Source organism: Streptomyces sp. GL_148 (assembly GCF_057834205.1).
Window position 1 is genome coordinate 241,852 of the sequence record NZ_CM174396.1, and the last position, 11,764, is coordinate 253,615.

Sequence of the window (11,764 nt, forward strand, 5' to 3'; positions counted from 1 at the left end):
TCAGTAGCCGCCGGCGTGGACGAGGTGTCCGTAGTAGCGCCCGCTGACGGGCGCGTTCGGGTCGCCCGCGAAGCCATACGAGGTGGGCTGGGCCGCGGCGTCGTCACGGAGCTTGGCGATCACACCGGCCGGGGACGGGTCCGTGCACTGCCCGGTGGCGAGGCACAGCGCGGCCGTGCCGGCCACGTGCGGGGAGGCCATCGAGGTGCCGGAGTAGACCGTCGTGCCGGTGCTCCTGCGGGTGGACCGGATGCACACGCCCGGACCGGCGATGGTGTGGGCGGCGTCCGCGGCGCTCACGGCGAAGCTGGAGAAGTTCGCCGCGGTGTCGTCCTCGTTGCTCGTCCGGCAGGTCGCGGCGGCGCCGCCGCCGGGCTGCCCGTTGAAGTCGGCCATCGCGGTCACGGCGAGGACCTCGTCGAAGGCGGCGGGTGTCTGGCCGGCGAAGTCGGCGCCGTCGTTGCCAGCGGCGACCACCATCGTGACGCCGGCGTCGTTGACCACACGGCACATCGCCTGGTGCTCCGGGTCGTTGTTGGTGAACCCGCAGTTGCCGTCGTCGGCGCCGTCGCCGCCGAGGCTCATGTTCGCGACCTTGATGCCGAGCGGGGCGGCGTTCTGCGCCAGCCAGTCGAGCCCGCAGACGATGGTGGAGGTGAATCCGCCGCCGCTGGCGCCGAGCACCTTCACCGCGTAGAGGCGGGCGCCGGGCACGACCCCGACGACGTCGTCGCCGTTGTCCCGGGCGGCGACGGTACCGGCCACGTGGGTGCCGTGGCCGTTGTTGTCCCGCCACGCGTCGGGCCGCGAGGGGCCCATGCAGTTGAACCCGCCGGCCACGTTGAGATCAGGGTGCCGGTCGTCGATGCCGGTGTCGAGGATCGCCACCGCAGTGTCGACAGTCCCCGACCCGTTCCCGGCGGCCGTACTGCTCACGTCGGCCTGGATCCGGTCCACGCCGGTCGGCAGCACCTGCTGGGTAGCGTGCACCGGCAGGTCGGGAGCCACCGCCTTCACGTTCGGGTCTTCCCGCAGCGCCGCCACCTGGGACTCTGGCACCACCGCCGAGTACCCGACCAGCGCATGCCGGTACTGGAAGCCCGCCAGCACCCCGTGGTCCCGTCGGTGCGCCCGCACGACCGCGTCGAGCCGGTCACGGGCCGAGTCCTCCAGGACGATCACGTACCGCCCCACCGGCGCGGCCGTCCGCCCCGTCGCCTCCGCCCCCGTGACACTCCCCGCCAACAACGCCACCGCAGCCGCGGACACCGCCGCGAGCCGGTATGCCGGACTCGCGACCCGGACTCGTCCCGCCATGCCTAACACCTCATTTCCTTTGGTGGTCAACGAACGCGAACTGGTTCGCAACGACCACATAACCGGGACGGCGAGGCGCGTGCAGCGCGGACACGGCGGATGGACCAACAGGCCGCCCAAACGGCGCTTCACCCGACCAGAGGGGGCTCAGGGCACCTCGCCCCGGCTGGTCGGTTCGGGTTCGGGCTCGAGGTGGAGCAGGGCCTGCTGGTCGGGACTGGTCAGTACGACCCGCGCGAGGAGCGGGTCGTGGCCGTAACTCCGCTGGCCCGGTGGAGCGCCGTGGTGACCCAGGCCGGGCCCCCGGGGCCTGCGAGAGATAGCCCGACAAAGGCCTGTTCGGGCCGCGACCATCGACGACGACGGCCAAGCACTCGACCAATTCCACAGGCTGCCCGGTCCCGACCTGTGGTGGTGGCGCCGGCGCCCCCGCATCCTCACCGGCGCCCTCGGACGTTCGCTTCACTCGGCCGGTGCCGTCGGCGCCGACCCGGGCACCGCATGACCCTCAGCCTCGCGGGACTACGGGACAACCCTTAGCCGCGTCCGCGTCCGGTCACACCCCCAGCGGAGCGACGAGGCAGGCCCGCAGGGTGTCCGGGGTGACCTCGGTGAGGGAGGGTGCGAAGGTGCGTACCGGCGACGGGGGGACCTCCAGCAGGGACGGCACCACCAGGACTCCGCAGCCGGCCGCCTCCGCCGAGGCCGCGCCGTCCGGGGAGTCCTCGACCGCCACGCAATTCCACGGCTCCGCGCCGAGGCGCGCCGCGGCGGCCCGGTAGGGGTCCGGGTGCGGCTTCGTCAGGGACGTGTCGTCGGCGGACAGCGTGAAGGCGAAGGGGACATGGGCCAGCGAGCCGCCCACCACCGAGTCCACGACCACCCTCGGCGAGGCGCTCACCAGGGCGAACGGCAGGCCTTCCGCCTCCAGGGCGGTGAGCAGCCGCTGTGCGCCCGGCCGCATCGGCGCGCCCTGTTCCACCCGTCCGAAGAAGCTGTCGGTCAGGGCCCGCGCCACCTCCTCGGCGTCCCCCGCGCGGGCGACCCGTACGAGGTGCGCGGCGGTGTCCTCCACCGCTCGGCCGACCACTTCGGGCGCGTCGGCGTCGGTCAGTGCGTAGCCCAGGCCGGCGGCGATCTCCGCGGTGGTCTGCCACCACAGGACCTCGGTGTCGACGAGGGTGCCGTCCATGTCGAAGAGGACGGCGGCGAGTCCGGTCATGAGGCTTCCCCTGAGGCTGAGGCTGAGGCCGTGGCGGTGGCCGTGGCCGCCGCGGTGGCGACGACGAGGACGGGGCGTTCGGCCAGGCCCACGGCCGCCCGCGCGCCCGGGACCAGGGCTCCGGCCTCGCGCGAGGGCAGGTCGGCCTTGATCCGGATGCCGTCGGGCAGGTCCAGGTGGAGCCGGGTCACCGACCCGAAGAACGAGGCCGATACGACGGTGGCCGCGCCCTCGGTGCCCGCTGCGGCCGCCGTCACGGTGATGTTCTCGGGCCGTACGAGCACCTCGACGTCCGGGGTGGACGGCACCGGACCGTCCACCGGCAGCCGGGAGCCGGCCACTTCGACCGTGCCGGAGCCGGACAGCCGTCCGGGGAGCCGGTTCATGGTGCCGACGAACTCGGCGACGAAGGGGGTCGCGGGCCGCTCGTACAGCTCGGCGGGGGCGGCGCACTGCTCCAGACGGCCCGCGTTCAGCACCGCGACCCGGTCGGCCATGGACAGGGCCTCCTCCTGGTCGTGCGTGACGAACACGGTGGTGATGCCCAGGGAGAGCTGGAGCCGGCGGATCTCCTCGCGCAGGCTGGCCCGCACCTTCGCGTCGAGCGCGGAGAGCGGCTCGTCGAGCAGCAGGACGCGGGGGCGCAGGGCGAGGGCGCGGGCGAGCGCGACGCGCTGCTGCTGGCCGCCGGACATCTGGTGCGGGTAGCGGTCGCCGTGGTCGGGCAGGCCGACCAGGTCGAGCAGTTCGGCGGCGCGATCGCGGCGCGCGGCCGCGCCGACCTTGCGGACGCGCAGGCCGAAGGCCACGTTGTCGCGGGCGTTGAGGTTCGGGAAGAGGCTGTACGACTGGAACACCATGCCGGCGTCCCGGCGGTTGGCCGGGATCCGGGTGATGTCCTGTCCGTCGAGGAGCACTTCGCCGGAGTCGGGCTGTTCGAAGCCGGCGACGACGCGGAGCGCGGTGGTCTTTCCGCAGCCCGACGGGCCGAGCAGGGCGACGAGTTCGCCGGGCTCGATGGTGAGGTCGAGTCCGTCGAGGGCGACGGTGGAGCCGAACGCCCGGCGCAGGCCGCGGAATTCGACGCGCGCTCCGCCGGTGGCCGCTTCGCCATCCGCGGACTTCCTGGCCTCGGGAAGGGTGAGGGACATGCGGGTCAGGACTCCTTGCCGGAGGTACGGGAGGTGCGGGGGGTACGGGAGGTGCGCGCGGGTCCGCCGGACACGGTAGCGGGAGCGGTGCCGGCCCGGGAGAGGAGGAGCAGCAACAGCCAGGTGATGAGGAGGCTGAGAACGGAGACGGCCACCGACATGCGGGCGTGCGCTCCGGAGATGGACACGATCCACACGGCGAAGGGCTGGAAGCCGAGCAGCGAGGCGATCGTGAACTCGCCGAGGACGAGGGCCAGCGTGAGGAATCCGGCTCCGGCGAGGGCGGCCCGCAGGTTCGGCAGGATCACGCGCAGGACCACGTACGGCCAGCTCGCGCCACAGCTGCGGGCGGCCTCGACCAGGGTCGGGACGTCGACGGCGCGCAGGCCCGCGTCGAGGGAGCGGTAGACGAAGGGCAGTGCGAGCACGGTGTAGGCGAGGACCAGGACGACGGGGAAGTCCGGGTTCTGGACCGCGAGGAAGGTCTGGTAGAGCGGGGTCCTGGAGAGGTGTTCGGGACCCCAGCGCAGCACCGTGGTGATACCGGTGACCAGCGCGATCGGCGGTACCACCAGCGGCATCATGCACATCACCTCCACGACCGGGCGCAGGCGCGGCGAGCCGATGCGTACGGCGACCAGCGCGGGCACGGCGAGGAGCAGCGACGCGGCGATGGTCGCGGCGGCGAGGCCGAGCGAGAGCAGCAGGCTCTCGGTGAACCCTTCGGCGGAGAGCAGTTGGGTGTACGCCTCGAAGCTGATGCCCTGGCCGGGGACGTGCACGGTGAACACGAAGGAGGCGAGGAGCGGGAGGACGAAGTACGCGCCCGCGAGGGCGAGCACCGCTCCGCGCCACACCCGGGGCCGGGAGCGGGGCCGTAGCCGGCGCGGCGTACGGGCCGGGGGTTCGGGCCGGTCCCGCTCACCGTCCGCGGCGGCGACGGCGACGGCCGGACCGGCAGCCGCGGCGGACGTGGCGTGCGCGGCGGGCGTGGCCGCCGACGCGGCCTCGTCGTTCGGGGCGGGCGTCGGGGTCATCGCAGCCATCGGGCGCTCCGTCGCTGGAGGGGCAGGTAGACCGCCATGACCAGGCCGGCGATCACGATCATGTCGAGGCCGAGGGCCAGGGCCACGTTCTCCTGGCCGGTCAGCACGTTCCCGGACAGGGCGTCCGCGATCTTGAGCGTGACCAGCGGGACGGAGCCGCCGACGAGGGCGGCGGCCGTGGCGTGCGCGGCGAAGGCCGTGCCGAAGAGCAGCACGAACCCGCCGAGCAGGGACGGCGCGAGGACGGGCAGGCCGACGTGGCGCCAGAACTGCCATGCGCTCGCCCCGTTGCTCTGGGCGGCCTCGCGCCACTGCGGGCGCAGTCCGTCGAGCGCGGGGACGGTCACCAGCACCATGAGCGGGGTCAGGAAGTAGAGGTAGACCACGGTGAGGCCGGTGAAGGAGTAGAGGTTCCAGCCGAGGTCGGTGAGGTCGGCGAGCTGGGTGACGACCCCGGAGATCCCTACGGTCGCGATGAACGCGAAGGCGAGGGGGACTCCGCCGAAGTTGGCGAGGACGCCGGAGGCGGTCAGCGTCGCCCCGCGCAGGGCGCGGGAGGGGGAGGTGACGACGGCCTGCGCGATGAGGACGCCGAGCACCCCGGCCACGAGTGCGGTGAGGGCGGAGAGCTGGACGCTGCCGATGAGCGAGCCGAGGTAGGGCCCCTGGAGGGAGCGGGCCAGGTGCTCGCCGGTCGCTTCGGTGGCGCCGCTCACCGGGTCCGTACGGGTGACCGCGCCGAAGGCGATGGCGCCCAGCGGGACGCCGAAGCACAGTGCGGTGAAGACGAGGAGCGGGAGGGCGGCGAGCCAGGTGCGCGGGCCGCGCCGCCGGCGGCGGGTGGTGCTGCCGCAGGCGGTCCCCGTCGAGTGGGGGATGGTGGAGGAGGCGGACATCAGCTGAGGGCCTTGTCCCACTTCTCGGCGAGGGTGGCCTTGGCCTTGTCCAGTTCGGTGGAGGCCGGGAAGGCCGGGGTGCCCTGGACCTGCGGGAGCTTGGTGACGGCTTCCTTGTCGACGGTGCCGGCCTGGGTCATGGCGGGCAGCAGCACGGGGCGGGCGAAGCCCTTGAGCCACAGGTTCTGGCCCTCGGTGCTGTACAGGAACTCCATCCACAGGCGGGAGGCCGCCGGGTGCGGGGCGTCCTTGTTGATGGCCTGCGAGTAGTACTGGGCGTAGACGCCGTCGGTGGGGATGGCCACCTTCCAGTCGACGCCCTTGCCCTTGAACTGCTCGGCGTAGCCGGCGTTCAGGTAGTCCCAGTCGATCGAGATGGGGGTCTCGCCCTTCTCGACGGTGGCCGGGGTGGACTCGACGGGGATGAAGTTGCCGCTCTTCTTCAGCTGGCCGAAGAAGTCGATGCCGGGCTGGATGTCCGCGAAGGAGCCCTTGTTGGCGAGGGCCGCCGCGTAGACGCCGCCGAAGGCGGAGCCGGACTTGGTCGGGTTGCCGTTGAGGGCGACCTTGCCCTTGTACTCGGGCTTGGCCAGGTCGGCGAAGGACTTCGGGCAGTTCGGGATGCGGGCGGCGTCGCAGCCGATGGAGACGTAGCCGCCGTAGTCGTTGTACCAGCGGGCGTCCGCGTCCTTCTGGGAGGCGGGGATCTGGTCCCAGGCAGTGACCTTGTACGGGGCGAAGAGGTTCTCGGCGGCGCCGCTGCGGGCGAAGGCGATGCCGAGGTCCAGGACGTCGGGGGCGCGGGTCTGGCCCTTGCGGGACTTGACGGCGGCGATCTCGTCGGCGCTGGAGGCGTCCGGGTTCTCGGCGTTGATCTTGACCTTGGGGTACTTGGCCGCGAACGCCTTCTGGATCTCGCCGTAGTTCGCCCAGTCGGCGGGCAGCGCGATGACGTTGAGCTCGCCCTCCTTCTCGGCGGCTGCGACGAGGCCCTCCAGGCCGCCGAAGTCGGCGACCGAGGTGGCGGCGCCGAGCTGGGTCTTGTTCTTGCCGTCGCCACCGGCGGAGCCGGCGGTCTTGTCGGGTGCGGCGCCGCACGCGCTGAGCGTGGTGAGCACGGCGGCACTGAGCAGGACGGCCGCACCGCGACGGGCGGAGGAACTGAGCACGGTCTCTCCCGGAGACGAAAACGCATGAAGAACGCGTGGAGGGGATTTCACTTGTCTGAACAAGTTGGCTCCAGTTCGCACTGGGTCGCTGTACGGACGGTGAACGGCGGCTGTCTCCTGGAGCACGTCTCGACGAAGACCGGAGACTGGCCGGATTCCACCGTGACGGACGGCCCCAAAGATGATCTTCAGAGGCTCGGCACGGCCTAGGCTTGCGGACGGGCGCTACCGGATCCGGGCGGCAGGGCCGGTGCACTCAGCAGGGCCGGTGCACACATCCACACAAGGGGGAACAGGACACCATGGCTACGGTGCGGTATCTGGAGATCGCCGAGGCGCTGCGCCGGTCGATCCTCTCCGGCCAGTACCCGGTGGGCGCCCAACTGCCCTCGGAGAGCGATCTGGCGGCACACTGGTCGGCCTCCCGCGCGACCATCCGCCAGGCCGTGGCGACGCTCGCCGCCGAGGGGCTGATCGGTTCCCGGCAGGGGGCCCGCAGGATCGTCCTGCGCCACGAGCGCAAGCACAGCTTCGGCGAGCTCAACAGCTTCGCCCAGTGGGCCGAGGGGGTCGGCCACCAGGCCGCGAGCCGCTTCCTGTCCCGTACCCGCCGGCCGGCCACCGCCGAGGAGGCCGACCGGCTGGCCCTGCCGGCCGGCACGGAGATCCTGGCCGTCCTGCGGCTCCGGCTGCTCGACGGGGAGCCGACGATGGTCGAACGGACGGCCTACGCCGACTGGGTCGCGGCAGCCGTCGAGGCGATGCCCGAGGACTGCCGCTCGGTGATGGACGGACTCGCGAACGACTCCAGGATCGTCGCCCACTACGGCGAGCACCTCATCGACGCGCTTCCCGCCGGCAGCGAGGACGCCCGGCTGCTGGAGATCCGCCGCGGCAGCCCGCTTTTGCGCCAGCGGCACGTCTCCGCGACCCGGACGGGCCGCCCCATCGAGTGGTCAGACGACCGCTACCGGGCGGGCAGCGTCACCTTCAGTGTGAACAACTCGTCAGTAGCAACACCCTTGGAGCGCCGGGCCGGGGACCGCTAGGGCCTGTCGTCAAACCAGCGCAGGGCGCGCGGGCTCGGGCGGGTCTCCGACTGCATGCCGGTGATCATAATGAAATCCCCGCGACCGGCCTGCGCACGGACGGGCGGACGGACGGGCGGACGGACGGCCCGAGAACGCCGCACGAGTGCGCGGTGCACGCTGCACGCTGCACCGAGCAGGACGCAAATGCGTCGACAACACCCCTCGGCACCCGGCAAAGTGGCCGTCCGTGACGACCAGTGAGCTGTGGACCCGTGCGACCGCCGACCGCTACGACGCCGAGGAGGCCGAGACGTCGTCGGCCGCCGTTCTCGGACCGACCGTCGCCTTCCTCGCCGGGCTCGTCGGAGACGGCCGGGCCCTGGAGTTCGCCATCGGGACCGGACGCGTGGGCGTCCCGCTCCGGGAACGAGGCGTACCGGTGGTGGGCATCGAACTGTCGGAGCACATGGCCGCGGTACTGCGGCGCAAGATCGACGAGGACACGCTCCCGGTGACCATCGGGGACATGGCCACCACCGTCGTTCCGGGCGTGTTCACCCTGGTCTACCTCGTCTACAACACCATCACGAACCTGCTCACCCAGGACGAGCAGGTCGAGTGCTTCCGCAACGCCGCACGTCATCTGGAGCCCGGCGGCCGGTTCGTCATCGAGCTGGGCGTGCCGCCGCTGCGGCTCCTGCCGCCCGGCCAGGTCGCGGTGCCGTTCGACGTCTCCGAGCAGCATCTCGGCTTCGACACCTTCGACCTGGTCGAGCAGATCCTCGTCTCGCACCACTTCACCCGCGACGCCGACGACGGCCGCTACCGCCGCGAGAACTCCCGGCACCGCTACGCCTGGCCGGCCGAGCTCGACCTGATGGCACGGATCGCCGGACTCGAGCTGGAACGTCGCGTCGCGGACTGGGACGGGTCGCCGTTCACCCAGGACTCCGCGAAGCACATCTCCGTGTGGCGCAAGCCGGCCTGAGGTCGGGCACCGGGCTGTCCGTGTGAGCCGTCCCCATACTGAAACTCCCTTCGAGCGTCAGGCGCGCCGCCGCCGGCAGGTCAGGCAGAACCGGCCCGGAGCGCGGCGGCGCTCTCCCCGATGGCCTCCGGGAGCCAGTCCGCGACCCGCCCGAAGCGGAAGTCGAGCGCGGCGGCCCGGCCGTTGTCCATCGCGTAGGCCCGGTCGAAGGAGAACGGCGAGGCCTCGGAACCGGCCGCGACGGTGCGCAGGCGCGGCGCCCGCCCGACCCGCTCGGCGACGGCCCCGGACAGCCCGAGCACGTCGAGCTCGCCGTGCGAGGCGGCGTTCACCGGCCCGGTGAAGTCCCGCTCCCCGGCCCAGTGCAGGAACCGGGCGATCTCGTGGTGGTGGATGAAGGAGGTGGGGTACGGGGCTTCGTGCACGGCCACCGGGATCCCGGCGCCGATCCGCTCGACGTAGTGCGCGAGGCGGCCGGTGAACTCCGCCCGGCCGCCGCCGAGTACGTGCGCGGTGCGCACGGCCACGTGGCCGAAGGCGGACTGCGCCCCCAGGACGTCCTCGGCCCGCCGCTTGCCCTCGGCGTAGGCACGCGCTTCAGGGGTGGGCGGCGCGGGGTCGTGGACCTCCATCGTCGAGGTCATCACGTACCGACCGGTGCGGCCGGCGAAGACCCGGCGGGCGGTCTCCGCCTGCCCGGGCGTGTAGCAGACCTGGTCGAAGACCACGTCGAAGGTGCGCTTCCCCAGCGCCGCGCGGAGCCCCGCTTCGTCCTCCCGGTCGGCGATCAGGTGGCCGACGCCCCGGGGCGGGGCGGCGGAGCCGCGGTTGAGGACGGTCACCTCGTTCCCGGCGTCCCGCTCCAGGGTGACCAGGTGCTTTCCGAAATAGCGGCTCCCGCCGATGACCAGGATCTTCTTCATGTCCTGGACTCTGCCGCTGTACCGTCCCCAGCGGAACTACCGGAATACTGTTCACGTCGTAAGGAAAACTGATGATCGATGTGCAGCGGCTGCGCATCCTGCGCGCCGTGGCCGAGCACGGCAGCTTCAACAAGGCCGCCGGGGCGCTGCTCCTGACGCCCTCGGCCGTCTCCCAGCACATCGCGGCCCTGGAGCGCGGCCTCGGTCACCCCGTCGCCGTGCGCAGTACGCGCGGGATCACGCTCACCGAGCCGGGCCGGCTGCTGGTGGAGGCGGCGGAGGCGGTGTCGGCCGAGCTCGACCGGGTGCGCCACGAGATCGACCGGGTGACCGCCGAGCGGCCGCGGCTGACGGTCGCCACCTTCGTGAGCGGGGGCCGCAGGCTGCTGCCGGGCGCGCTCGCCGGGTTCGTCGTCGCGCATCCCGAGGTGGAGCTGACGGTCGTGGAGGCCGAGCCGGAGGAGGCGGTGCCCATGGTCCGTTCGGGCGCCGCCGATCTGGCGCTGACGTACCACTTCGACGGGCCGCTGCCGCTGCCACCGGCGGCCGCGCTCGACTGGCTGCCGCTGATGGAGGACCCGCTGGCGCTGGTCCTGCCCCCGGGGCACCGGTTCGCGGGGCGCGAGTCGATCGCTCCGGCCGAACTCGCCTCCGACCGCTGGGTGCTGGGCTGCCTCAAGACCGAGGCGTACCTGCGCAGGTACGCGGATCGGGCCGGTTTCGACCTCCGGGTGGCGGCGTCCACCACGGACTACTTCTTCGCGCGCTCCCTCGTCGAGGCGGGCGTCGGCGTCGCGCTGATCCCCCGGGTCGCGCTGCCACCGGGGGACGGCTCTGCGGACGGGGACGCCTGCGGGGAGGGGGATCGTGCCGGGGATGCCGGCCGCGTGAGCGTCGTACCGGTCGAACCCCCTTCCCCCGCACGGCACATCGGCGTGCTGTCCCCGCGCCGCAGGCGTCCCCATCCCGGTGCGGCAGCCCTGGCGGAGGCCCTGAGCAGGACGGCACGGCGGTGATCAGGCTCCCGGGGAGGAGCTGCTCGCACACACCGCCGCGAGCGCCCGGACGGGGCCGGGCCGGACGGGGCCCGGCCGGTCAGGGCCCGGCCCGTCAGGGAGCGGCCCGTCAGGGAGCGGCCCGTCAGGGCCCGGCCGGTCAGGGAGCGGCGGTCATCGGGCCCAGCAGGGGCGTGGGCTGCTCGCCCTTCGTGACGGTGACGGGGATGCCCCCCGTGGCCTTCTCCAGCTTCGCCTTGAACTCCGCCGACGCGGCGCCCTCCTGCGTGGAGGTGACCTCCACCGCCGCGCCGTGGCTGCCGGAGACGCTGTAGATCGGGAAACCGGCCTTCAGGTCGATGAGCTTGTCTCCGGCGGCCTGGAGGGTCCGGTGCGAGTACTTGCTCAGGTACAGGTCGGCCCGGGCCGGGTCCGCTTCCGGATCCGCCGCGTGCGCCGCCGCCAAGAGGAGCCGTCCGCGGGCGAGATCGGTGACGCAGAGGGCGACCCGGCCCGCGGGGTGGTCGACTATCTGGGCGGAGTAGACGTCGGCGAAGGCGCCGTAGCCCTGCTCCCCGACGGCCTGTGAGAGCCGAGTGCCCTCGGGGGTGTTGGCCGCGGTGCCGTCGATCATCATCGGCGGCGACTGCGATGCGGCGGGGTCGGCCACCGGGCACGACGCGGCCGCCACGGGCCGGGCAGGCGCCGTCGCGCCGGGATCCACCGGCTCGGCCACGGCGCCCTTCCCGCAGCCGGTGAGCAGCACGGCGACGGCCCCCATGCTCACGGCGAGGGCCACGCCCGCGCTCGGGCCGGCCTTCCCCTTCACCACGCGCAGGTGTCTCTCGGTGTTTCGACCCACCATCGGTTCCCCCTCGTTCTTCGTTGTCCGGTACCGGGTTGTCCGGTACCGGACCGTATCGGTACGGCTGTGACGTGTGCCGGGCTCCGCCGGTTCCCCGTGGCTCCGGAGCCACACAGCGGGACGGTCCGGTGTGTGCCCGGCCGCCATGGCCAGGGCGGGCG

At 72.8% G+C, this 11,764-nt stretch carries 11 protein-coding genes; 3 read left to right on the top strand and 8 right to left on the bottom strand.

Annotation, left to right across the window (positions count from 1 at the left end):
• From AC3IYI_RS01170 to AC3IYI_RS01195, 6 genes are all read right to left on the bottom strand, one after another.
• Positions 1 to 1,317, bottom strand: a complete 1,317-nt coding sequence (locus tag AC3IYI_RS01170; protein WP_489408398.1) for a S8 family serine peptidase — start codon at positions 1,315 to 1,317, stop codon at positions 1 to 3.
• A gap of 556 nt (positions 1,318 to 1,873) precedes the next feature.
• Complete coding sequence (locus AC3IYI_RS01175) at positions 1,874 to 2,539, bottom strand: HAD family hydrolase (protein WP_489408399.1); 666 nt, start codon at positions 2,537 to 2,539, stop codon at positions 1,874 to 1,876.
• Positions 2,536 to 3,690: an ABC transporter ATP-binding protein gene (locus AC3IYI_RS01180; RefSeq protein ID WP_489408400.1), complete on the bottom strand. Its 1,155-nt coding sequence runs from the start codon at positions 3,688 to 3,690 to the stop codon at positions 2,536 to 2,538. The genes AC3IYI_RS01175 and AC3IYI_RS01180 overlap by 4 nt, the downstream gene beginning before the upstream one ends.
• Before the next feature lie 5 nt (positions 3,691 to 3,695).
• Entirely contained in the window at positions 3,696 to 4,736 is a 1,041-nt protein-coding gene (locus AC3IYI_RS01185) for an ABC transporter permease (RefSeq protein WP_489408401.1), read from the bottom strand.
• A complete protein-coding gene (locus tag AC3IYI_RS01190; RefSeq protein WP_489408402.1) occupies positions 4,724 to 5,632 on the bottom strand; it encodes an ABC transporter permease in 909 nt (302 codons plus the stop codon). Before AC3IYI_RS01190 ends, AC3IYI_RS01185 begins: the two co-directional genes overlap by 13 nt.
• Positions 5,632 to 6,801 carry an ABC transporter substrate-binding protein gene (locus tag AC3IYI_RS01195; RefSeq protein ID WP_489408403.1) on the bottom strand — a complete coding sequence of 390 codons (1,170 nt, stop codon included), beginning with the start codon at positions 6,799 to 6,801 and terminating at the stop codon, positions 5,632 to 5,634. The genes AC3IYI_RS01190 and AC3IYI_RS01195 overlap by 1 nt, the downstream gene beginning before the upstream one ends.
• Before the next feature lie 302 nt (positions 6,802 to 7,103).
• Here AC3IYI_RS01195 and AC3IYI_RS01200 point away from each other — a divergent pair, with 302 nt between their 5' ends.
• On the top strand, positions 7,104 to 7,850 hold the full coding sequence (locus tag AC3IYI_RS01200; RefSeq protein ID WP_489408404.1) for a GntR family transcriptional regulator: 747 nt from the start codon (positions 7,104 to 7,106) through the stop codon (positions 7,848 to 7,850).
• Positions 7,851 to 8,079: 229 nt separating this feature from the next.
• Positions 8,080 to 8,820 carry a class I SAM-dependent DNA methyltransferase gene (locus AC3IYI_RS01205; RefSeq protein WP_489408405.1) on the top strand — a complete coding sequence of 247 codons (741 nt, stop codon included), beginning with the start codon at positions 8,080 to 8,082 and terminating at the stop codon, positions 8,818 to 8,820.
• A gap of 80 nt (positions 8,821 to 8,900) precedes the next feature.
• On the opposite strand, the gene AC3IYI_RS01210 is transcribed toward AC3IYI_RS01205, so the two are convergent.
• Positions 8,901 to 9,743 carry a Rossmann-fold NAD(P)-binding domain-containing protein gene (locus tag AC3IYI_RS01210; protein ID WP_489408406.1) on the bottom strand — a complete coding sequence of 281 codons (843 nt, stop codon included), beginning with the start codon at positions 9,741 to 9,743 and terminating at the stop codon, positions 8,901 to 8,903.
• A 71-nt stretch (positions 9,744 to 9,814) separates the two neighbouring features.
• Between AC3IYI_RS01210 and AC3IYI_RS01215 the strand changes: the two genes are divergently transcribed.
• Positions 9,815 to 10,759, top strand: a complete 945-nt coding sequence (locus AC3IYI_RS01215; RefSeq protein ID WP_489408407.1) for a LysR family transcriptional regulator — start codon at positions 9,815 to 9,817, stop codon at positions 10,757 to 10,759.
• Between the two features lie 139 nt (positions 10,760 to 10,898).
• On the opposite strand, the gene AC3IYI_RS01220 is transcribed toward AC3IYI_RS01215, so the two are convergent.
• A complete protein-coding gene (locus AC3IYI_RS01220; protein WP_489408408.1) occupies positions 10,899 to 11,603 on the bottom strand; it encodes a hypothetical protein in 705 nt (234 codons plus the stop codon).
• Positions 11,604 to 11,764: the final 161 nt, after the last annotated feature.

Bases quoted from the DNA above. Each gene is read 5' to 3' on its own strand.
- AC3IYI_RS01170 (WP_489408398.1), bottom strand. From the start codon at position 1,317: ATGGCGGGACGAGTCCGGGTCGCGAGTCCGGCATACCGGCTCGCGGCG.
- AC3IYI_RS01175 (WP_489408399.1), bottom strand. From the start codon at position 2,539: ATGACCGGACTCGCCGCCGTCCTCTTCGACATGGACGGCACCCTCGTC.
- AC3IYI_RS01180 (WP_489408400.1), bottom strand. From the start codon at position 3,690: ATGTCCCTCACCCTTCCCGAGGCCAGGAAGTCCGCGGATGGCGAAGCG.
- AC3IYI_RS01185 (WP_489408401.1), bottom strand. From the start codon at position 4,736: ATGGCTGCGATGACCCCGACGCCCGCCCCGAACGACGAGGCCGCGTCG.
- AC3IYI_RS01190 (WP_489408402.1), bottom strand. From the start codon at position 5,632: ATGTCCGCCTCCTCCACCATCCCCCACTCGACGGGGACCGCCTGCGGC.
- AC3IYI_RS01200 (WP_489408404.1), top strand. From the start codon at position 7,104: ATGGCTACGGTGCGGTATCTGGAGATCGCCGAGGCGCTGCGCCGGTCG.
- AC3IYI_RS01210 (WP_489408406.1), bottom strand. From the start codon at position 9,743: ATGAAGAAGATCCTGGTCATCGGCGGGAGCCGCTATTTCGGAAAGCAC.
- AC3IYI_RS01215 (WP_489408407.1), top strand. From the start codon at position 9,815: ATGATCGATGTGCAGCGGCTGCGCATCCTGCGCGCCGTGGCCGAGCAC.
- AC3IYI_RS01220 (WP_489408408.1), bottom strand. From the start codon at position 11,603: ATGGTGGGTCGAAACACCGAGAGACACCTGCGCGTGGTGAAGGGGAAG.